General features: G+C 40.1%; 18 protein-coding genes. 3 read left to right on the plus strand and 15 right to left on the minus strand.

Annotated elements, in window-relative coordinates:
- Positions 1-141: 141 nt before the first annotated feature.
- The 3 genes from PQ460_RS19600 to PQ460_RS19610 all read right to left on the minus strand — a co-directional run bounded on the left by PQ460_RS19600 (position 142) and on the right by PQ460_RS19610 (position 3,008).
- On the minus strand, positions 142-897 hold the full coding sequence (locus PQ460_RS19600; protein WP_274170865.1) for an SMI1/KNR4 family protein: 756 nt from the start codon (positions 895-897) through the stop codon (positions 142-144).
- A gap of 183 nt (positions 898-1,080) precedes the next feature.
- Positions 1,081-1,860: a type I 3-dehydroquinate dehydratase gene (aroD, locus tag PQ460_RS19605; protein WP_274170866.1), complete on the minus strand. Its 780-nt coding sequence runs from the start codon at positions 1,858-1,860 to the stop codon at positions 1,081-1,083.
- Positions 1,861-1,991: 131 nt separating this feature from the next.
- Complete coding sequence (locus PQ460_RS19610) at positions 1,992-3,008, minus strand: potassium channel family protein (protein WP_274170867.1); 1,017 nt, start codon at positions 3,006-3,008, stop codon at positions 1,992-1,994.
- A gap of 294 nt (positions 3,009-3,302) precedes the next feature.
- Here PQ460_RS19610 and PQ460_RS19615 point away from each other — a divergent pair, with 294 nt between their 5' ends.
- Together PQ460_RS19615 and PQ460_RS19620 are read left to right on the plus strand one after the other, a co-directional pair.
- Positions 3,303-3,917, plus strand: a complete 615-nt coding sequence (locus PQ460_RS19615; protein WP_274170868.1) for a TVP38/TMEM64 family protein — start codon at positions 3,303-3,305, stop codon at positions 3,915-3,917.
- A 106-nt stretch (positions 3,918-4,023) separates the two neighbouring features.
- A complete protein-coding gene (locus tag PQ460_RS19620) occupies positions 4,024-4,665 on the plus strand; it encodes a TVP38/TMEM64 family protein (protein WP_274170869.1) in 642 nt (213 codons plus the stop codon).
- 128 nt (positions 4,666-4,793) lie between these two features.
- On the opposite strand, the gene PQ460_RS19625 is transcribed toward PQ460_RS19620, so the two are convergent.
- From PQ460_RS19625 to PQ460_RS19660, 8 genes are all read right to left on the minus strand, one after another.
- Complete coding sequence (locus PQ460_RS19625) at positions 4,794-6,407, minus strand: gamma-glutamyltransferase family protein (protein WP_274170870.1); 1,614 nt, start codon at positions 6,405-6,407, stop codon at positions 4,794-4,796.
- 535 nt (positions 6,408-6,942) lie between these two features.
- Positions 6,943-7,512, minus strand: coding sequence for a type II secretion system protein GspM (gene gspM, locus PQ460_RS19630; protein WP_274170871.1), 570 nt, complete (start codon positions 7,510-7,512; stop codon positions 6,943-6,945).
- Positions 7,496-9,088 (minus strand): pilus assembly protein PilM, encoded by a 1,593-nt coding sequence (pilM, locus tag PQ460_RS19635; protein WP_274170872.1) that lies wholly within the window; start codon positions 9,086-9,088, stop codon positions 7,496-7,498. The genes gspM and pilM overlap by 17 nt, the downstream gene beginning before the upstream one ends.
- A 16-nt stretch (positions 9,089-9,104) precedes the next feature.
- Complete coding sequence (locus PQ460_RS19640; protein ID WP_274170873.1) at positions 9,105-9,860, minus strand: prepilin peptidase; 756 nt, start codon at positions 9,858-9,860, stop codon at positions 9,105-9,107.
- 132 nt (positions 9,861-9,992) lie between these two features.
- On the minus strand, positions 9,993-10,451 hold the full coding sequence (locus tag PQ460_RS19645; protein ID WP_274170874.1) for a prepilin-type N-terminal cleavage/methylation domain-containing protein: 459 nt from the start codon (positions 10,449-10,451) through the stop codon (positions 9,993-9,995).
- A 51-nt stretch (positions 10,452-10,502) separates the two neighbouring features.
- The gene (locus tag PQ460_RS19650) at positions 10,503-11,708 is read right to left on the minus strand and encodes a type II secretion system F family protein (protein WP_274170875.1); all 1,206 of its coding nucleotides are present in this window, start codon (positions 11,706-11,708) and stop codon (positions 10,503-10,505) included.
- Positions 11,708-12,757, minus strand: a complete 1,050-nt coding sequence (locus PQ460_RS19655; protein WP_274170876.1) for a type IV pilus twitching motility protein PilT — start codon at positions 12,755-12,757, stop codon at positions 11,708-11,710. The genes PQ460_RS19650 and PQ460_RS19655 overlap by 1 nt, the downstream gene beginning before the upstream one ends.
- A 57-nt stretch (positions 12,758-12,814) precedes the next feature.
- A complete protein-coding gene (locus PQ460_RS19660; RefSeq protein ID WP_274170877.1) occupies positions 12,815-14,479 on the minus strand; it encodes a GspE/PulE family protein in 1,665 nt (554 codons plus the stop codon).
- Positions 14,480-14,691: 212 nt separating this feature from the next.
- Here PQ460_RS19660 and PQ460_RS19665 point away from each other — a divergent pair, with 212 nt between their 5' ends.
- A complete protein-coding gene (locus tag PQ460_RS19665; protein ID WP_274170878.1) occupies positions 14,692-19,308 on the plus strand; it encodes a DUF5057 domain-containing protein in 4,617 nt (1,538 codons plus the stop codon).
- Between the two features lie 136 nt (positions 19,309-19,444).
- Here PQ460_RS19665 and PQ460_RS19670 read toward each other — a convergent pair whose 3' ends face one another.
- The 4 genes from PQ460_RS19670 to PQ460_RS19685 all read right to left on the minus strand — a co-directional run bounded on the left by PQ460_RS19670 (position 19,445) and on the right by PQ460_RS19685 (position 23,847).
- On the minus strand, positions 19,445-21,265 hold the full coding sequence (locus PQ460_RS19670) for a hypothetical protein (RefSeq protein WP_274170879.1): 1,821 nt from the start codon (positions 21,263-21,265) through the stop codon (positions 19,445-19,447).
- Between the two features lie 49 nt (positions 21,266-21,314).
- Positions 21,315-21,896 carry a PulJ/GspJ family protein gene (locus PQ460_RS19675; protein WP_274170880.1) on the minus strand — a complete coding sequence of 194 codons (582 nt, stop codon included), beginning with the start codon at positions 21,894-21,896 and terminating at the stop codon, positions 21,315-21,317.
- Complete coding sequence (locus tag PQ460_RS19680; protein WP_274170881.1) at positions 21,880-22,410, minus strand: type IV pilus modification PilV family protein; 531 nt, start codon at positions 22,408-22,410, stop codon at positions 21,880-21,882. The genes PQ460_RS19675 and PQ460_RS19680 overlap by 17 nt, the downstream gene beginning before the upstream one ends.
- 312 nt (positions 22,411-22,722) lie before the next feature.
- Positions 22,723-23,847: an FAD-dependent monooxygenase gene (locus PQ460_RS19685; RefSeq protein ID WP_274170882.1), complete on the minus strand. Its 1,125-nt coding sequence runs from the start codon at positions 23,845-23,847 to the stop codon at positions 22,723-22,725.
- Between the last annotated feature and the right edge of the window lie 61 nt (positions 23,848-23,908).

Below are 23,908 nucleotides of genomic sequence, written 5' to 3' on the forward strand. Positions count from 1 at the left end.
ATAAATCCTCCTTTAAATAGTAAAAATATAAGATGTATACGTCTCTATAATATATTCAGTATATCCTGTTATCAGAATTATATATCTCATTATAGAACATTTGTTCCTATTTTTAAAGAGGCATCATTGTATATCGTCAAATCAATAAATCTGATATTGTAACAGGAGTTCTACCAATCGTTCCTTTGCTTCTTCCTCTGTATCATCATAGCAAAGCGCTACTTCATAACCATAAGCATAATTAAAGCGAGCATACCCTTGAATAGAGCGCCAGAATAACAAACAACTGTATGGAGATTCGATCTTCAAATCTGCTGGCAGCTGCGTATTAATCTGATCAGCAACCTGTGTTAACTGCTCTGCACTTGAACTGATCGAAAGCAAATTGTTACCTTCTTCAGATGGGTGAAATGTCAGCGAACGATGTTGTTGAGATAGAGTCCATGACTCATAATAACGATGTTGTTGTATCTTCTGAAAAGAATCCCCGTAAGACATCGTCAACCATTGATCCATCATCTCGATCCATGAAGCTTGAGAATCATACTGGCGTACTTCGATCTCAGTAGAATGCCTCGGTAACCATAATAGATCACTCACTTGAGGATGAAGAGCTAGAAAGTCTCCATCAATCGTTGTTCCAATCACGATACATTCAGCTAGCTGTTCATTCGTAATCGGGCTATGTTCATCATTTTCCCACAACTGATATTCTACAAATTCTTGTAACTGCTGAGCATCTGGACGTTCTATATTCAATACTCCACAATACGTACCTACTCCATATTGCTGTACAAATTCACAATAAGCTGCTGGCAATTGTATATGATGATCTTGCTGAAAACGAAGTAATGTTGCGCGTTCTACAGGTTGTACATGTTCGTTCACCAAATACATACCAATACCTACTTTCTAATCATATTATATTTTTATTGTACAGATAAATAACAGAGGAATAAACATTGGCAGCTAACTCGGAGCGAAAGATTAGATAGACATAACGAATGATCTTTTTTCCATATTCTTTTGAGATATAAAAAAAGTCCCTCTAATTATGCAGAGAGACTTTACAATATTCACTTATAAATTAGCATGTAACATATTCAAAATACTTCTCAATTCAGACACAGGTACTTGTCCGGGAGCAGATGATTTTTGGATAGCACCGAATGTAATAGCTGATCCGAATAATTCTCCTGTTAAGCGGCTAATCATGCCTTTGCCTGCCATCGACATTGTAATCATCGGGCGATCAGCATGTTGTTCTTTCATTGTATTGGTTGCATCCAGTAAAGTGATCACATCGCTACTGCTTTGAGGCATAACAGCGATTTTGGTCATATCTGCACCCAATTGTTGGGCACGACATAGACGTGAGATGATTTCTTCTTTAGGTGGTGTCTGATGAAAATCATGGTTGGAAATAATCACAAATGTATCATGTTGATGGGCTGTTGTAATCAATTGTTCAATATCTGTTGCTTCATTAAATAGTTCTACATCTATCAGATCCACTTCACCTGTTGAAGCTACCGCCTGATTCAATGCCACATAATCACTACTGCTTAATTCATATTGCCCGCCTTCTTTGGCACTACGAAATGTAAAAATAAGCGGAGTCGATGGAAGAATATCACGGATACGTTCCAGTGTATGAGTGACCATATCCAGTTGCTCTACTTGCTCAAAAAAATCGACACGCCATTCGACCATATCAATATCAGCTAATTTGAGGGCATGTGCTTCTTCTACTAATTGTTCAGTGGTACTTCCTGTTAAAGACACGCAAATCTTAGGCTTTCCTTCTCCGATTGTAAGGTGTTTGACTCGTACTGGTTTGAATGTATGAGAATTAGACATTTGATTTGAACTCCTTTGCCATACAAAATAAATGAAGATGTCTTGCGATACTGTATCATAATATCTACTATAGTATAGCCCAATTTGAAGCATGCTGACACCGCAGGCTATTGTAATGTACAGGCTTTTTATTAGAATTTATTGATTAGACGAGTATGGGTATCAGGATCACAAATAACAAATAATTTGGCTTCTGCTGGAATATGTTCAGTTAATTTACGATTAATCGTCATATCGTTGCGATCACTGATCAATGTAGCTCCTTGAGACAGCAGTGCTTGAAAAGCTTCACCATACGTATGCCAGCTTGCATCTGTTGGTATATGATAAATATCTTCGCCGTACTGACGATTGAGCAATTGAGCTAATACATCGTTATTGCCTTCATTGAGTGCAGAGCGAACAGCTAGTCGTGAAATCGCATCATGAGACAATACAAATTCATTAACATGTACATGATGGAAGTTTTTGATATGATTTTCTAACATAATTTCAACAGTAGTATGTACATGGGAAGCTAATCGTTCAATACTGGAAGCGACCAACAAAGATTTGCCATCGACCAAAGAAGCATCATCAATTCGGGAATCTGCAAAAATAATCGCCGCACGCGCAGTACTGATCTCGGCTTGTTGTAATGTCTCGTCTTTGGTTGGATCACCATTGACATAATGGACTTGTGGATGATCGTATGGATGCTTTTCCAATTGGTCGATAATTGCGATATCTATTTCTGGATTGCTGGCAAATAATTCATCGATTGCATAATGTGCTTTTTTGCTCCAATTGATAATAATGATATGATCTTGCCCTACATATTTCAATTTACCTGCTCCTCTTCTTCGGTTATATTCTCCCATCGAATCTACAATCTTACTAATGATTAAGCTTAGTAGACCAATACCGAAAATATACAAAAATACAGTAAATATTTTGCCACCTATACTTTTCATAAAATAATCGCCGTAACCCACAGTTGCCATTGTGGTCAATACCCAGTACAACGCGTTAAACCAGTGAGTAAATGTATCCGGTTCGATCATATACGCTATCGTGGCTGACAATAACACAAATAATAATGTAGTTGTCGCTAATACCGATTTGCGCATTCTTACCATTTTGCGAGAAAGACGAAGAATGATATGCATAATGCTCGGGTGTGCTCCTTTGTTAGAATAATAGCGATTGGTGAAAAATAACTTGAATGTTAAATAATTCGACAACTGTTTGTCATTCGCCTTTTTTGCTAATCTATCCGTTATAATAAAATGAAATGAATGGAAAGATATTTTGCGTTGCAAAAATCATGTTTGATTGAATGAGGTCGCGCTTTTAATGCCAAGCGCTTATTGTAAGATATTTTGCGTTGCAAAAATCACTTTTGATTGAATGAGGTCGCGCTTTTAGTGCCAAGCGCTTAACAGAAAGGATTTAGAGAGGTTATGGATATTTCGCAGTGGTTGTCTTATTTGACGGAAGAAAATTTGAAAAGTTGGATGAGTGAATATCGTTCATTGGGTCCGCTTGCTAGTATGTTATTGCCTTTTCTCAAATCCTTTATCCCTCCATTACCTACGATTGTTATTCTGGGTGTAAATGCGGCTGTTTACGGGTTATGGATCGGTTTTCTATATTCGTGGATTGGTATTACAGCAGGGTCACTGACCGCATTCTGGTTGGTGCGTAAGTTGTCAGAACATCGCTACCTGTCACGGATTGTACATAATCCCAAAGTCGTTACTACAAGACGTTGGATTCGAAATAATGGCTTTAATTATATTTTTTTACTGAGTCTTTTTCCTGTAGGTCCGTTTACATTGTTAAATGTGGCTGCTGGACTAAGCGGGATACGATTTCGTTCTTTTATGATAGCGATTATTTTTGGACGAGGGATTATGGTGTTCGCCGTATCATTTATCGGTGCCGATCTGTCTCGTTATCGTGAGAATCCGTGGAATCTGTTGTTGGTGTTGCTGTTTGTGATTATCTGCTTTATCTGTAGTCGTAGTATTGAAGCATGGTTCGGTCGTCGGGATGAGCTTGCTGAACAACAATAATATATTCCAGTGTAAAAAATAACATAAAGATCATAATAACCGAGAATTTATAGGCATGATTGGGTAAATAAAGATATAGAATCAATTGAACGAAAGGAACGTGGCTATGGATATTGCACAATTCATGTCTTATCTCCAAGAAGGTGATATCAATCATCTGATGGATCAATATCGTGCTCTCGGTCCATGGTTTAGTATATTGATCGCTTTTCTAATCTCTTTTATTCCTCTATTACCTATTATTGTTGTGATCGGGCTTAATGTGGCGGCTTTTGGATTATGGTGGAGTGTATTGTACTCTTGGATCGGTATAATGAGTGGGGCTATTCTGATGTTCTGGTTAGTGCGTAAGCTTTCCCATTACAAATATATCGATCGCTTTTCTCATAATAAAGCTGTCCAAAAAAGTATACGTTGGATGAAAAATAACGGATTTATGTATATTTTTATGTTTAGTTTGTTACCATTTGGTCCTTTTACATTGCTTCATGTGGCTGCTGGACTCAGTGGCATCAAATTCCGTTCTTTTGTAATTGCCGCAGGTCTGGGTCGGGGCATGATGATCTTTATCATTTCATTTATCGGAGCCGATTGGGCTAGCTATTTCCAGCAACCGTTGAAATTATTATTTGTAGCATTATTCGTTATTATCGGATTTATTTTTATCCGCAAAGTCGAAGCTTGGTTCGGTAAAAGAGAAGAATCGGAAATACTAGATATCGAACCCGAACCTCAAGTGTGTAAATAATATGCAAAAGCGCTTGATCTCCACTTGTTTCCTGTGGATCAAGCGCTTTTTTTAGATCGATGTAGATTTATTTCAGTTAGGATCTTGTTCTGCACTTTATAGAATAGTGGCTTTTGATCTCTATCGTATTACCAAGCCGCAATTGTACCATCGGTACGCCACTCTGTTCCACCGATCAATACACCTGTCTCGGGATCACGCAAAATAATCTGTCCACGTCCAAATCCACCAACACTATTAGCACGTACAATATGATGTCCTTTGCGAATCAGACTTTGAGCGAGATGTTCAGGGAAATTCGGTTCAATCTCGATCACTTTGCCTTCTACCCATTGCCAGCGTGGAGCGTCCAGTGCTGCTTGCGGATGAAGATGGAAATCGATCATATTCATTACCACCTGCACATGACCTTGAGGTTGCATAAATCCACCCATCACTCCAAAAGGACCAAGTGGCTGACCGTCTTTGGTCAAAAAGCCTGGAATAATCGTATGGTACGTCTTTTTCCCCGGTTCTAAGCGATTATCATGCGTAGGATCAAGTGAAAAAGAATGTCCGCGATTTTGTAGTCCAATCCCTGTACCGGGAATCACGATTCCTGAGCCAAATCCCATATAGTTGCTTTGGATATATGAGACCATATTGCCTTCATGATCTGCGGTGGCTAGATAAACCGTTCCACTTGATTTTGGCTTGCCTGCTTCAGGCTGTAATGCACGTTCGCCGATCAATGCTCGCCGTTCCTCTGCATAATGATCAGATAACAAATCTTCTAATTTGGTTGTCATTTTATCGTGTTGAGTAATGTATTTGAGTCCATCGCTAAAGGCTAACTTCATCGCTTCCATCTGCTTATGATGTGTATCTACTGTATCTCTGCCTGCAAATCCATATCCATTTAGCAGATTAAGAGCCATCAACGCAATCAATCCTTGACCAGATGGTGGAATCTCCCAGACTTCATAACCTTTGTAATGGACTCCGATCGGATCGACCCATTCAGGATAATATGCCGCTAGGTCTTCTTTACGCAAAAATCCACCATATTGACGAGAATAATTATCGATCTGCTCTGCCAGTTCACCACGATAAAACGATTCTGCGCCTGTCTCAGCAATACTTCGTAATGTCTTTGCATGATCTGGTGAACGCCATATTTCACCAATGCGTGGTGCTCTTCCTTTTGGAGCAAACGTTGTAAACCAGTTCTGATACTGCTCTTCTGTCAATATGTTAGCAAAACGTTCATACGCCAGATTCCAGTAATATCCTAACGTTGGGGATACCGGAAATCCTTGTTCTGCATAATCAATTGCGGGTTGAAGCACTTCGGTTAAAGGCAATTTGCCGAATTTTTGCGATAATGCTTGCCATGCGGATGGTGCTCCCGGCACTGTGACTGGAATCCAGCCATGGGTTGGGATTTTCTCATGCCCTGCTTGCTGAATCGCTTCAATAGAGATACTTTGCGGTGCAGGCCCATTAGCATTTAGCCCATGTAACTTGCCTTGCGTCCAGACGATTGCAAAAGCATCGCCTCCGATTCCGTTAGATGTTGGTTCAACAACAGTCAAGCAAGCGGCTGTCGCAATTGCCGCATCAATCGCATTGCCACCTTTTTTCAAAATATCTAATCCTGCTTGCGCTGCTAACGGTTGCGAAGTAGCGACCATGCCATTATTTGCATAGACCGGTTGTCGTTCTGAAGCATAAGGATGAGATAAAGGATCAAAAGGAATCATAAGTACCTCCATAGGATGAATAGTCAATCAATTATGTATTACTATAGTCTATTTGAAGTCATAATTACATTAGATCATCACTTACTAAGTAGAAAGAACGATTATACTTACAATAAAATTAATAATTCCTACGATCATAAGCATAAGGATAGGCGAATACGATTGTTTGGAGTTAGGATTCATGCGTGCATCAATACACATACAAAATAAATGAAGAGACAAAGAAAGTGATACCAGCCCTAATATAAATGATCGTGCAGGAAATATAAAACCGATGATTGCACAAACTATAGTAGATACAGCAAATAACCATTTTAATACCTTGATTGCAGACACTTTACTATTCAATTCATTCCACATTCCTTTCTTCAAATGTATAGTCTATTCTAGATAATGACTTCCAAAATTACAAACTCTTTACTTTAATGTAGAAGATAATGTTCTGCCTATACATAGAAAAAAACTCCAAGCATATGATCTACTTAGAGTTTTTCATTATAATCATTGAACCTATTTATTCTTTTCCAATATAAGATCAAGGCGAGTTATAATAAGCTGTAAATGACACATTTGCTGTCAAAATCGGACCTGATTTGCCAGGTGTATATGGTTGTTGGAAGCTAAATGAATCGACCGTAATTAAGCGTGGAAGCTTTTGCAATTGATTCATCCATTCCCGAATCTCGGTATATCCGCCTTCCAGTTCAGCATTCATTCGAATCTGCCCTACATTTACGCCTAGATTCTCAGCTGTTATGTCACCGCTGTTATTGTTATCTACATTTACAAATTCAATATCTGTAATACGAGCATAACTGGTCTGATCGACTTGCTGTAATTGAATTAATAACTTCTCACTTGCTACTGTAGCAGGAATAGCCGCTTGAATCGCCTGTTGTGCATCGGTAGGCTGACTACCTTTTAACTGAGCAATTTTGGTCTGGATCAGGTTGTATTCTTGTTGCATTTGATTAAGCTGAACATCATACTGTTCGGATTTCTGAGATAAAGGATAGAGCACCCACATGTAAAAAGCTAATAAAATCACAAATAACAAGATAATCCCTAATAAAATGACATTACGATATTTATTGAGCTGTTCCATTGGATACTCCTCCTTCCTCTGATGATCCAGCAGTAGATGATGGCGCATACGTATCGTTAGTTACACTTGGTTGTTGGAGATCTATAGTGTAGATCACTAGATACAAGGAAGCTTGTCCTTTGGTTGGTCGTACTGCTGAATCGACCGAGTTATCTTTGGTCGCTTTGTTGACTGAAGCCGCTTGAACAAAAGGCATACTCCGTAGCTTCACCAAATAATTAGCCGCATCGTTAAAGTTACGCATACTTGCTGTCACTAATAGATTTGAACTACGATTATAAGAAATATCGCGAATCATCCCACTTTTCGGTAATTGTTTGGTCAATGAATCCAATATACTAACCACATCTATACGATAATTCATCACAGCATCGACTACAGACTGATTAGCAGCACCTGATGATCCATTGCCGTTCCATTTAGACAATTCCAACTGTGCCATTGCATTGCGATCACTCCATTGTTGTATCGCACGTTCTTGTTCGGTAATCGTTCCATTTTGACTAATCATATAAAAAATAGATCCGCACATAGCAAGTATCCATAGGGCTATTAAACCTATAGTCGAATATGAAAATTGCTGTTTTTCTCTTTTTTCTTGAGGCAGTAAATTGATAGGTTTGGTATCTTCTCTACGAAGAGCGGCACCTACAGCTACCCGATAGCTATTCAAATCAGGATCAGTCTGAAATGCATGCTGCGTCGTTTCCAGTTCAACCGCTTCGACTTGAATATCAGATAACGATTGACTCAGTTCATGTGCCAGCAGTTCTCGTTCTTGTGGTAATCCTGTTACAAAAATCTCTTCGATCTTCACAGAGCCGTCATGGAGACTGTATTGATAAAAGTTCAACATACGCGAGATTTCAGGAATAATATCATCAATCTGTTGACGGGATAATGAAGTGTTCAGATCATCCAGAACAGACATATCCTCTAGCCCACGAGAAGACTCGATACTACGCATAAACACAGGTTGTCCACTGCGGAACATATAAATATCTAGCAGATGATCTGTAAGATGAATCAACATCGTATTGGAAAAAGAGCGTCCATGCTCGGTCACAATCGTTCTAGCTAATGCTGTAGCCGATAATTCTACAGCTGCTACTTTGATCCCAACATCGCCCAAAAGACTAATATAGTCTTTAATTAACTGACTTGGCGCAGCAAATACAAGCAAGTGTGTATGTTCTTCATCAATCGATGTCACAATATAATCGTAGACTGGATTTTCGAAAGGTAAATGCAATCCGGTCTCGACTTCAAGTTCTACCAATTGACTGACTTGCTTACTATTGGTACTCGGAATACTCATCGCACGAACCAGAATACGAGAAGGCGGAATCGAAAGTGTTACCGATTCTCCTTTTAACCCTTCCTCGGTCACCCATTTGCGCAATAAATGATTCATACTTTCTGTATCTACGATCTGATTTTCAACAATAATACCTGAAGGGATCGGCAAAAACTTTTTCTTTTCCAATTCCCATTGTTTTTTCTTTTTTAACGATACATAGCGAATCTCTGTCTGTTCCAGCGATAAGCCGACATGAGGTAAATTTCGTTGAAACATAGGAACTACTCTCCTCCTAACCAATAAGCGAAAGATATGCATCAATGATCTGTGATCCGTATACAAAAGAAATTAATGTCCCGGCGGCTAAAAAAGGCCCGAATGGAATCGGTTGTTGCTTGTCTACTTTACCAAGTAGTCTTAATCCAATCCCGATCAGTGTGCCAAGTAAACACGCTATAAAAAGAGCAAGACACACATTAGCCAATCCGATAACCCATCCATACAAAGCAAAAAGCTTTACATCGCCCATCCCCATGCCACCGCGACTGATAAAAGCAATCAGCAATAATATACCTCCGCCTGCTATTGCTCCACCTAGATGGGAACCTAGACTAATCGCATCTGGTAACCATGCAATAAGGATTAGAAAAATAGGGGCAAAAAACAGTAACACTTTATTCGGAATCTTCATCACTTGCAGATCAGACAATGTAATAATGACCGACAAGCTAACCAATAACCAACCGACTACTGTATCACTTGTCCAGCCAAAATGCAGAAATATCCATAAAAATAATAGGCCGGTTATCGCTTCACCAATAGGATATTGAATCGATATACGTGTTGCACAATGCCGGCATCGTCCTCTTGTACCGATATAACTGAGCACAGGAATCATATCGAGTGCTGTTAAGCGATGCTGGCAATGCGAGCAACTGGATGGAGGATGGATAATCGACTGCCCTTCGGGTACACGCCAGGCGACCACATGAAAAAAGGAGCCTAATACCATTCCTAGTACAACAATATAGATATTAATCCATAACATGATGTCCATCGTGATCTAATCTACTTTCTTGTTCATGATTTCAAAAAGACCGGAAACATGGTTCCGATCTTTTGTAGGTTTTTGATAGATTTTATAATTTAATGCTTCATTTGATTAGTAGCCAAATCTTATTTAATTAGTTGCAGGAGTTGCGGGAGTCGCACTAAGAACTTGAGCTGCTGTATATGTTCCATTGTTTGATCCTTGTCCTACAGGTGCAAGCGTAACACTGGTAAGTTCACCCTTGTCTGTAAATATTACAGTAGCTGCTGTTAATTTTGCTTTTGAACTTGGTAAACTTGTATCAGCATTTAAATAACCGCCATCTACCATATTAGCCAATGTTACTGTTCTGTTCGCAGCAGTAGTGAAATCACCATTTTTTTCACCAATCACATATAGACGAGCTGCATTGTATACTTGTGAAGCTGTCGCTAGATCACCATTTGCTTTGGATTTATTAATAACATTACCAATCATTGGAATCGCGATAACTGCGATAATAGCCATAATTACGATAACTGCTAGTAACTCGATCAATGTAAACCCTTTTTCCTCTTTACCCATACGTTTCATCACTTTGCTCATCATTTTGAATTCCTCCAGTTAATTAAATGTAGTGTTATTCCTTGATGCCATTTCTTACAAATTGTTATATAGACTAAACATCGGCAACATAATTGCAGCGACAATAATACCAACAATAGCGGATAAAAAAGTAATCAATAACGGCTCAAGCAATGACTTTAACCGATCTACCGTATTATCGACATCCATCTCATAAAAATCGGCTACTTTACCAAGCATCTGATCCAGAGCACCTGTTTCTTCCCCGATTGCGATCATTTGTGTAACCATTGGTGGAAATACCCATGCTTTTTTGAGCGGTTCAGACAATGGATTTCCTTTGCGTAACGAGTCCCCTGCCTGACGTAAATACCCTTCGATCACTTTGTTACCAGCTACTTCTTCTACAATCGAAAGGGCTTGTAGAATAGGTACAGAACTTGCATATAATGAAGAAAACGTACGGGCAAATTGAGCAATCGACCCTTTTTGATTCAACTTTCCGAAAATAGGCACTTTGAGCTTGGCATAATCGATCCAATACGCTCCTCGCTCCGAACGCTGAACAATAATATATGAAATGATCATAAGCAGAAGTACCAGTACCCAGATATACCACTGCTTTTGCAAACTATTACTTAATGACAACACAATCACCGTAATCGCAGGTAACTGTGCATTCATCGACGCAAACATATTGACAAACTGTGGAATAATAGCGGCTAGCAGATACACCGTTACCGCAACAGCAAGCAACCCTACTGTTACTGGATACGTTAATGCTGATTTGATCTTTTCTCGTGTACCATGACGCTTTTCAAAATAAACTGCTAAGCGATCTAATGTACCTTCCAGATCACCGGATTCTTCGCCAGCTCGTAACATGCTGATAAAGAGTGCCGGAAATACTTTGCGATGTTCCTGCATCGCTTGTGATAAGGCAATGCCTCGCATCAGGCTAGCATATACATCTTGCAATGTTTTGCGTAACACTTTACTTTCGGTCTGTTCGGCTAGTATTCGAGTAGCATCTAGAATCGTAACTCCTGCACGAATCAAGGTGGAGAACTGCCGACAGAAAATAATAAAATGAATCGTTTTGACCGGACTACCAATATAGATTTCTTTGGAAAACAGCGTCATACGCTGTTCATTAAGCGAGAATACCGTTAAGCCACGCTTACGTAATTCTTCCATCGCCGCTGTTTTGTCAGTAGCATTTAAAGTGCCTTTAAGCTGCTTACCACTATTGGTTCGTACTTGATATTCAAATTGAGCCATTATGCATTCACCTCGGAAAGATATGGCTTACCAACCGCTGGCAAAATTTGTCCACGTTGCAACAGTTCACGAATATTCATATCCAGTGTGTGCATGCCTAACATTCGCCCTGTCTGCATCAGACTTTTGATCTGATGTGTTTTTTCGGTTCGGATTAGATTGGCGATCGCAGGCGTCTGGATTAGAATCTCAGTCGCACATACTCGCCCTTGCCCATCAGCTAAAGGTAATAATCGTTGTGAAATGATCGCTGTTAACACAGAAGCTAACTGGATTCGTATCTGTCCTTGCTGGTGAGCAGGAAAGACATCAATAATCCGATCAACGGTCTGTGGTGCATCACTGGTATGCAAAGTTGCGAATACAAGATGCCCTGTTTCAGCCGCGGTTACAGCAGCAGAGATTGTATCCAAATCTCGCATTTCCCCTACCAGTAATACATCAGGATCTTGTCGTAAAGCTGCCCGAATTCCGTTGGCAAAACTTGCTGTATCATGACCCACTTCCCGTTGATTTACCAGTGAATATCCATGTTCATGCAAATACTCAATAGGATCTTCTAACGTGACAATATGCTTGCGCTGATGTGTATTGATATATCCAATCATTGCCGCCAGTGTAGAAGATTTACCACTACCTGTAGGGCCTGTGACTAATACTAATCCTTGTGGCTTTTCGGTTAATCCTTTGAGCATCGTAGGTAATCCTAGCGATTCTAATGTAGGAATACGATCAGAGATCGCTCTTGCGGCAATACTGATATGACCTTTTTGCCGAAATACATTGATCCGATAACGTGATCCATTTTCTAGCATATAAGCAAAATCCAACTCGCCTGCTTGATGAAAAATAGCCCATTGATCGTCTCGCAATAACATTCGAGCCATTTCTTCTGTATCACTAGCAGTAAGAAGTGCTCCTTTGCCTGTATGCAACATACCGTGAACCCGCATAATAGGCGCTGATCCGGTCGATACATGCAGATCAGAAGCTTCTGCATCTCGCATGTTACCAAGTAACTCCTTGATATTCAGACCGATATGAGCCATTCATTTCTTCCCCCCTCTGACTGGAATATGATGTTGTGATGTATTGGGATTGGCTAATTAATAAGCAACCGTTTCACGCATAACTTCTTGAACAGTCGTTATACCTTCTATAACTTTGTGCAATCCATCATTCATAAGAGTTACCATCTCTTGATCTTTAGCCGCATTTCTAATTTCTTCGATAGCTGCTCCTTCTGTAATGATACGGCGCAACGTTTTATCAATTTTGAGAACTTCTTGAATCGCTACACGTCCGCGATAACCGGTGTTATTACAGTTACCACAACCTTTGCCACGATGTAGAACCTGTACATCTAATCCATGACTTTCTAGCACAATCTTTTCTTGATCTGTCGGTGGATATGATTCTTTGCAATCCGAACAGATACGACGTACTAAGCGCTGAGCGACAATCCCGATCAGTGAAGAAGCGATCAGATACGGTTCAATGCCCATATCACGTAGACGCATCACTGTGCTTACTGCATCATTCGTATGAATCGTTGATAACACCAGATGACCTGTTAAAGAAGCACGTACAGCAATTTCAGCAGTCTCATCATCACGTATTTCTCCGACCATAACGATATTAGGATCTTGTCTCAAAATCGAACGTAATCCTGATGCAAACGTTAAGCCGATTCCCGGATTGACCTGTACTTGATTGACACCTTCTAATTGATATTCCACCGGATCTTCGATCGTGATGACATTGGCACTTTCGGTATTCAATAGATTAAGCGCCGAGTACAGTGTCGTTGTTTTTCCGCTACCTGTAGGGCCTGTGATTAACAAGATACCGTAAGGCTGTTCAATCATTTCGCGGAACCAGACTGCATTTTTACGATCAAATCCTAATTGTTCTACAGGCTTTACACCTGTACTTAAATCCAACAGACGAAGAACTATTTTCTCTCCATGCATCGTTGGTAATGAAGATACCCTAATATCGACCATCTTCAGATCAAACTGTAGCTTTATTCGTCCATCTTGTGGCAGACGACGTTCAGCAATATTTAATTTCGCCATAATTTTCAGACGAGCGGTTATAAATCCTTGCATTTGTTTCGGTAAATGACGCTCTGTGCGTAACACTCCATCGATACGGTAACGAATGACTACATCATTTTCACCAGGGTCTACATGAATATCTGAAGCTTTCAAATGAACAGCTTGCTGAATCATCTGATTGACCAGACGTACAATAGGCGAAGCTTCATCGGTAATTTCGGTTTCTTCGATCTCATCTTGACTGGGCAACTCGCCCATCATCAGACTCATCGAATCACGCAACCCATAATAATGAGCAATCGCGCGCTGTAATTCATCCCGACTAGAAATAGCTGGTTCAATCCGAAATCCAGTCGTCATCCGCAAATCTTCGATTGCAAAGTAATCCAGTGGATCAACCATTGCTACTGTTAATTTACTGCCATCTTTCATAAATGGAAGTACCTGATAACGCTTGGCCATACTTTCCGGAATAATCTGTGTGATTGCCGGATCGATCTGATATTTAAAAAGACTCACATGAGGAATACCTAATTGAAGTTCTAACACTTCAATTAATTGTTGCTCTGTGATAAATCCTTGCGCTATTAGTACATCCCCAAGCTTGCGTTTGGATTTATTTTGTTCTGTTAGGGCTTGTTGCAATTGTTCTTGCGAAATTAGACCACTTTCAAATAAAAGATCGCCTAATTTTTTTTTCAGCATTTTCATTCATTTCAACTCCATAGCCATGATGATGACGTACTGATGAGTCTCTATATACCTGTTTGTAAAATAGATGCGATTAGGAACAACAAATTGAGTGAAATGCCTTTGTGAATTAACATCATCAACCGATATAGATATCAGTTACTTCACTTTTATCGGACACTTTTACAAAATTTGTTATATAGCGAAACAAAAATATTAAGGAGAAATTATATATGAAGATGAGAAAGCGCTGGATTCCTTTAGTTATCGTACTTTTATGCCTGATGATTATACCGATCACCCATATGATTGTAGGCGCAGCGGCTGCATATCCTGTGCGAATTTTAGAAATCAGTGATGATGGCACGTCGACTTTAAAAAGCCAGTTGGCTAACGTTTCTAATTTCACAGTGCGCTCGATTCGTATGAAAGAGTTCGTGGCTCAACGCGAAGAGTTAGATGGTAGATATGATGCAATCTATATTGGTAAAGGAATATACAGTACAACAGGCGTTCAAGGAAATAATCACAATACCACTCCTGTGATGAACGATATTACACATCTCAAAGCAGATGATATTGTCAATAGTTATATCAACAAAGGATTACCGGTTATTTTGCATACGTCTATTTTGAGTCAGACAGCCAATACTTCCAAAGCAACAGCTGATCAACGGATTTTGTATGATACATTTGCCAAATACAATCAGGCGGCTTCCAAAGTAAGCAATGTGTTTTTTGTCGATGATAACGGCTTAACAGCACTGGTAACACAGATGAAAAATTCAAGTTCTACTATTAGTAGCTTACTGATGCAGCGTCCTCAGTTTACGGTTACAGCTGCTCCGATAGATTATTCTGTGAATAAGACTAATGTATACAAACAAGGGGATACGATTAGTTTTGCATTTAACGTTGATCGTATATCTGATTTTAGTAGTGGTGGAGTTGAAGCGAATCTGTATCTAGGAATCGATAAAGTGATTACGATGGGTAGAGATCAACTGGTAGCGACCACTTCGCTTACTCAATCGAATGGAACATTACAATACAAGTTACCCAAAGCATATTCAGGTCTACTATACTGGAAGCTTGAAATTGTAGATCGCCAAAGTAGCGGACAACTGAAAAACTATACAACAGGCATTATTCGCTATCAGGATGAAAAAACAGTGGTACGTGTATTACAAATCCTGCCGTCTGATGGCACTGCTAGTAGTTTGTTAAATACAGCGAATATGACGCAAAGTTATCTGATGGGAAATGATTACAACCTGAATATTACCGTCAAATCTTTCAGTGATTTTAATACTCCGGCTGTATATAGCACGCTCAACGGAACGTACGATATGCTTGTGTTTGGTTTTCGTGATGAATACAATCAATTCGCTCCGTTAACCGATGCATCTGCTACAGCGGTACAGAAATTTATCGCTTCCGGTCAGGGCGTAATGTTCACGCATGATACGATTTATGATAAAAGTAATACCAATTCTAATCGATGGTTAAGCTACTTCCAGCCTAGCTCCGGTCAGATTGCTCCAAAAACGAATATTGGCTTGAACGCAGTCTCTGCTTCTTCCAGTACAGCCGTTGTTAATGATGGGTTATTGACTCAATTTCCTTTCGATCTGAGTCAAGCTCCGACGAATACCGGTGGATATGTAGGGCAAATCAATCTTACCCATGATCAGTACTATACGCTGAATTTGGAAGATCCAGATGTGGTGTCATGGTACAACATTATTGGTAGTAGTCGTGATGCCGCGGATAGCTGGAATCATTACTATACGTATTCCAAAGGAAATGTAACTTATTCAGGTACAGGACATACCAATAGTAAATTCCCGCAATGGGAGCAGAAATTATTTGTAAATACGTTATACCGAGCATTTATCGGTTCTAACCATGCTCCTTATATTACAATCAATGCACCAACCGATCAGAGCACCAAGCCTTCTTATCTAAAAGACCTTGTACTGAGTTATATTCCAAATGATCTGGATCTGAAAGATCGTAATTTATATGCCAGTGTCAAATTCAAATCAGGCGGTGTGTACTTGCCTGACCTTGAAATTCCCGAAAAAACAGTCTTATCCGGTCAAAATGTTACCGAAACGTTTAACAATCCTTTGCCACAAGGCGGTACACTACAGATCGAAGTGACCGTTCGGGATAAACAAGGGGCTGTGTCTACGCAGACCACTACTTTGAATATTGAACAAGCTCGTGCCAATCTATTAACCGATCGCAAAATTGTGTCTGGTGTACAAAATGGAACCATTCAGCGCAACACTCCGCTGACGTTACAGTATTCGGTCACTCCACAACCGATCGATTTCAAAACAGTGAATACACAAGAACAAGGATTCAGTAAGCTTCTTATTTCTAATATTCAATATACAGAGAAGCTTCCACCTAACCTTGAGATTGTCGGTAATCTACCAGAAGGAATCACCAAAGAAGGCACAGTAGCAACAGGTTATACTTTGAAAAAGACATTAACAGACATTCCATACAGTCTGACAACCAAAAATAATGTTCAATCGTATACACCGGATAATCCAGATCCGCTTACATTCTCTATAGCACTGACTCCGGTTAGTCAGGGAACGTATAATCTGGTTAATGCAAAGCTCGAGTATGCAGATATTCATAATGCTTTTGAAAATATCGGCGATCTTGGAACAGCTGGAGATTATAATATCTTTATGCTTGGCGATATCAATATGAATGCTTCTGGATTTTCAACAGAAGGTCGTGTTGCTGGCGCCGGTACAGTTACACTCTCTAGTGGCTTCAATATCGGAACCAAGCTTACTTCGGCGGCTGCTGGAACAGGCGTATTGGTAGCAGGTAAAAATTTAAACTTGGGTCTAGTAGGTGGAACGATCAATTATGGTAATGCTGTCTATGGAGGAACTGTAATCAGTCCTTTCTATATCAAAACAGTAAAAGGTACTCCGATTGACTTCGATGCCGCTAGTGCACAATTACTCAAAAAAACAGATCGGCTAGCTACTGTGACTGCTAATGGCACAACCAAAGTAGAAACGTCAGGGGCAATTACTTTAACAGGTACAGATCCTACCACCAATGTATTCAATGTCTCTGGTGCAGCAGTAAGCAAAGCCAGTTCATTTAATATCAATGTGCCTGCAGGTTCAACTGTACTGGTCAATATTGATGGAACGGTTGTAAGTATGACTGGAGGATTAACATTGAGCAGTGGCGTTAATCCGAAGCAAGTATTATTGAACTTTAGTGGCGCGACTGCTCTTAATCTAGGAAATAGTAGTGTCCAGGGTACCGTACTTGCTCCACGAGCAGCAGTTACATTCAGTGGAGATATTAAAGGAACACTGATCGGAGGATCATTAACAGGTTCAGCGCGTAGTGCTTCCCTGTATCCATTTGCAGGCGATATTCAAGTGCCTACTCCTCCACCGACAGAACGAGTTACTATTGTGTTTCCAGATATTATTTTCTCGTCTGTTGCCCGTATTACCAGCTTGCAATTGCCTAATGACACATTATGGGTAGGCGATCAGAAGACATTAATTCCTATCGTTTTACCTGCTGATGCTAACAATAAAATATTACAATGGAAATCGGACAATCCTGCTGTTCTAACCGTAACACCTACAGGTGAAAATGGAACCATTACAGCCGTTTCACCAGGAACTGCTCATATTACGATTACAGCAACAGATGGTAGCAATGTATCAACAACAGCGACAGTAGTCGTTACCAATCCCGGCGTGTCGATTGTCGGAGCAGATCAGCTCAAAGTAGGCGATAACACTACATTGCAAGCGATTCTCGTCCCTGCTAATCCTAAAGCAACCGTGACATGGTCATTTAAAAATGCAACTGATAAAGACAAAGCTACACTGACACCTACACTACTCGATCCTTGGAAAGTAGTCGTTCGCGGATATGATTCGGGTACCGTCACTCTTGTTGCTACAGTGACGACTAACGGTGCACCAAGTCGTACCTATACTAGCGAACATCCTATTCTAATCACCAGACCGGTCGAGAAAGTAACGATTCAAGGGCCTGATACGGTAGCTGTAGGTTCTACAATCAATTTACAAGCGATTATTTCTCCAGCGAATGCAGATACACCGAAGTATAGCTGGTCATTTGAAAGTCCAACCAGTTCTACTCTGGCTGGTATCACATCAGGCACAGGAGATACTGCTGTTATTACAGGTAAGCAAAAAGGAACAGTGACTGTTGTCGTCAATGCTGGTGGTATTGAAGTAAAAAAACAAATACAAGTCGTACAACCAGTACAAGGGCTATCTATTATCGGAGCGAACAAAGTTAATATTAGTGAAAGTATTAAATTACAAGCGATATTAACACCAGCAGATGCAGATATACCTGATTTCAAATGGTCATTCGCTGATCCTATTCAAAGCAGTTATGCTACGATTGTAGGAACAGGCAGTACAGCAGTTGTTACAGGGATACAAAAAGGAACAGTGACGGTCGTAGTTAGCGGAGGCGGGAAACAAGCGCAATTAAATGTAGACGTCATACCTGTGCTAACCGGTTTACGACTGCCAAGTGAAATTCAGATTTGGGAAGGCGATTCGATGAATCTGAATTCGGTCTTGTTCTTCACCCCTGCGAATGTCGACTTAACGAATGCTCTGCAAAATGCACTGCAATGGAGTACAACCAATACAGACAATATCACTGTAACCAAAGATGGTATTGTGAAAGGAATTCGTAAAGGAACCGCTGAAGCAACTGTGATCTATACCGATCAAGCATCTATTCGAGCAACGGTGACGATTAAAGTACTCGCCAAAAATACCAATGGTGACCGCTACTAATTCATTTCTACATGTGATAATCATATAACGATACGAAAAAGGCACTTACGATCTGATATCAGATCATAAGTGCCTTTTGTTGTATTAATCATATCTTATCTTTGGAGAGCTAGAGACTGATTTAACATAACGATATTTATTTCAGTTCTAACTTGCCTACACGTACATTCACCTGCTGAATGCGTGGTAAGCCTGCTTGTTGATCTGCATAGACACTTTCGTTATACGTGACCCGGAAGCGACTACCTACATTCGAAGAAGGATTAACTTCAATATCACTAGCGCCTCCTACAGCATCACCAACGACTGCATTGACTGTCAGATCGCCTTTAGCAAAAAAGCCACCGTCTAACCAGAATACCGAGCCTACACCGTACAAATCGGCTGCCGCTTCGGTATAAAAGAATCCTTTTATCGTTGTCGGTGTACTGCTGAATGCTTCAATACGATTGAGCAAAATACCACCTTTTGATAATAAAACGACCTCTTTCCCATTCAGACCTTTGATCGTGGCATCTTGCAATACCGTTGTGTAGTCTGTCGCAGTGCTTGGTGTTTTCATCACATAGATCGTTGCATCCAAATCAGCTTCTCCATGTATCGTCACATTGCCTGCGGTAAGCATATTAGCACGTATATTGATCGAACTTTGCTGGTAATTATCAATCGTCAAACTTCCATTAAGCAAAAACCATTTACCTGCTTTTTGTGCATAATTCAATTGGTTAAATGTAACACCATCCAGTTCCAGATCACCGTTGAACACCACAGATTGATCAAGAGTAGCGAGTGTAACTTTGAGCTTTGCCATCTGTTCTTCATAAGACTGCATAGCGGCAACAGCCGCATTGTATTGATCCCACTCGGTAGATGGAGCACCCACTGCCGGACGAACAGGAGTAGCTGGCTTCGTAGGCAAGGTCAATTGCTTGATCCCGTAGCGTTTGGCGACATCTGTCATCAGTTGAGCCGGATTCTGATTGGAACTGTTATACATCGTCTGAATATCATTACGATTCACCGAGACTGCTTCAGCTATTTTATCTATAAATGTCTGATCCATATTGACCTGTACAAATTTCTTTTTGTTTTTGATATTCACTTGTTCTAGTGAAATACCCAGTACTCGTCCTAGACTATCGTTGGCAAGTGTAGCATCCATATTGATAGGTGTGTACTGATTCATGACTTTTTCCTCTTGAATCGCATCTAATGATTGTACATAAGCATCACCGTTCAGATGAGGATATTGAGTAGATTGCGTATGATTAGCTGCTTTGTACGTGTAGCGAGCGGTACGACTGGTAAGCAAACTATTTCCTGCATAGATATTACCGATAACATTGGGCGCTCCATTCAGAATCAGATTATGTTCTGATCCTAGCGCATAACTTAGAAATTCTGGGAACGTATCAATATTCACTTCTTGCACCAGTGTGCGAATGACTCCATTCACATTAGCTTGAGCTGTTAAAGTCAGTGCATAGCGTGTAAGCTGTGAAGTGGTTCCTTTCTCCGGGCCTTTGTATACAATAGACATCAGTCTGGCTTGTGACGGGCCTGCTCCTGATGCTTGTAGATCAGTACTTGTCTTAATATCGGTATTGATCTGATTCTGAACCTGTTGTGTAATATTCAAAATATCGGCATCCAGACTAACCGGATCAATATTTCGCTTTTGATCCAATTGAGCTGTAATATAAGCAACCGTCTCATCCAGTGACTTCTGCGCCAGATGCAGACTTTGTACATCATTTTCACGTGTTTCTGTACGTTTGGCTCCTCCTACTGTTGCACTTAGTACAGCCAGTCCTAACACCGTTAATATCAGTACAACAAACATCACCATTACCAGTGCTGATCCTTGTTCCTGTTTAACAGAATGGCATACCCTGTTGCGATCGGGATGGGTTAGCAGTAACTGAATGTTGCGTTTCCATTTTTGCAATATAGACATGGATAACCTCCTTTTCCAATATCCAAATTAAACATCTGAATATCTATCATCAAAATCCAAAATTGCTTTCAAGCACCAGACTTTTATTTTGACCTTGTACTTTCTGAGAAAGTGCTAACTTGATCTGAATAATGCCGCTCGTATAGACTGTTCGTCCATCCGATTGAATCTGAATCGATGAACTATTCTCCAATTGAGACTGTATCGCTCTTACCTGATCTTTGGGCTGCACAATCGAAGTAACGGTTGATGAACTACTTACGCTCTGCAAGGCACCGATATATAGCGAACCTGCCTGCATATAAATATTTAATACTTCGATCGTTCCTGTTGAGCCACTGGCTATCGCTGGATCACGTTCTAAGCGAATCCCTATATTTTTGCCATTGACTGTTAATTGACGAACACGATCTGGTGAAAAAGTATACAGTTCGGTAATAATCGAAGACATCAATATATCGCCTTCATCCCGCAACGAATTTTCGACTTTGATCTGGTTATAACTACGCATTCCAAAATGAGCCACTCCATAGACCATACTCATGACCATAGCTAACAAAAGCAATGTAGGCAGCATTTCGACTAACGTAAATCCATCTTGCCGACGTAAGCGATCAACGAATTTTTTCATCAGTGATATACCCCTCCACAATCGTTCCCACCTGCCCTGACTTTTCTTCTATTCCATGTATGCTAATCTGAATCGGAAGCAGATAGGGAGACTCTTGCCCTTTGATCGTTGCAGTCGTGCCCGTAGAGGATTGCAGTAAATCTTTCTGATATTTAATCGCTACCCGATACTGCACTCCATTCACAACAGGATTCAATACAGCCGCCAGGACAGCAGGTTGTTCTACCAGTGAAGCATAGATACTACAATTGCTGATTGATTCGCACTTTTGGCTATCAATACTAGCATTGGATTGAAAATACGTTTTCCATGTATCAAAATCTTGCTTCTCTGCATATACCAGTGCATTACGAGCAAGATTCACCATTACTGTTTTATTGGCATTGCTTTTGGCGTACGATAAGGAATCACTAAAATAAGACATTAACACCAACGAAACAATCGCCAAAATTACAATAGCCGCCATCACTTCAATCAAGGTAAAGCCTTCTTCATGTTTGTTATACTTTCTCATCGGTAGGCTCCTTTTTCTTTAGCTATATTTATATATGTAGCATCCGATCATTGTAGATAGTCCCTTATCTACTTCTTCGACTAATTATGCTCTGAACTTTATACATCCTTTTCCAATTTCATACATCTACTTTGTAAACGTGACAAAAAATGGGATTATATTTATAGAGGAATCTGATCTATAGGGCAGATGATACGAATAAATTTGCACCAAAAAAAGACAAATAAAAAAGTGCCCGCAAAGGCACTTTTTGATTGATCTATTATCAGTGGTTGATAGTAATGATAGATAGTAATACAGTTGTATTAGTACTTAATACGCTTTTTCCAATAAAGCATCACACTGCTGGATAATCTCTTGTTGAGAAGATTTGCCAGACATTTCGTTGATTAACAGTTCTTCCGATAACCGTTGCACTTCTCGTGCTCTTGGATATCTTCGATCATAATAAGCAGATAGAGCTTCTGATAAAGAGTGATGTTGAGCAATCTCTTCTGCTAATACAATCGCGTCTTCTATCGCCATCGCTGCACCTTGTGCCAGATTCGGAGCACTCGCATGAGCAGCATCGCCACCGATGACAACACGCTGGCTATACCATTTTTCTTTCAGCACAATCTGACGAATCATATTAAATAGAATAGGACTGTCAGGTTGGAAACAACTGTTCAGGAAATCTTTTTTCCATTGAAAAGGTTCCAACATATGGCGCACAGTGTGATAACGCTGTTCTTTTGGATCACGATAGTCTTCGTGAACAGGCTTCAGGATAAACATATAACCACTGGTAGCTGTCAGCGGAAAAATACCTACTTTATTGTCTTCATTTAGTAACATATAACTCGTTGTCGTCAATGTACCGGCAGGAAATTCAATCGGCACACGCCATGAACCCATCCCTAGATAAGACGACTGAACCTCACGTTGAAGCATAATATTACGCACTTTCGAACGAATCCCGTCAAAGCCTACAAGTAGATCCGCTTCTAAAATCGTATCATCTTCAAAATAAACAGTGACTCCATGTTCGTGTTCTTCATATGTTTTCAGCTTTTTATCCCATTTCATCGTAACTCCAAGTGCTAGCGCTTTGGATAACAAAATCTGATTTAATGTAGAACGCCAGATCGAGTTACGTCCAGGTAAATCTTCATTTAGAAACTTTTGATTTACTTCTAGCAGGACATGTCCTTCTTTGTTCAAAATCTGCATACTTTCTAATTGTATGCCTTGCTCCAGACATTCTTCATATACACCTAGATCCTTCAATACTTTAAACGTATTCTGAGGTTGTGTAATCCCTGTACCCGCAGGTGCATCATGAGCATTGCCTTCGCATAAAGTAACCTGAAGCCCTATTTTCTGTAACGAAATCGCAGCCGATAATCCTCCGATGCCTGCTCCGATAATAATTACATGTTCTATTGTGTTCGACATAATGCAGCTCCTTCTGTGTAATAAAACAACTTGATGATTGAACAGCATTTTCAACTGCATC

Origin of the sequence: Paenibacillus sp. KACC 21273 (genome assembly GCF_028736095.1) — a bacterium.
GTDB classification, from domain to species: domain Bacteria; phylum Bacillota; class Bacilli; order Paenibacillales; family Paenibacillaceae; genus Saccharibacillus; species Saccharibacillus kyungheensis.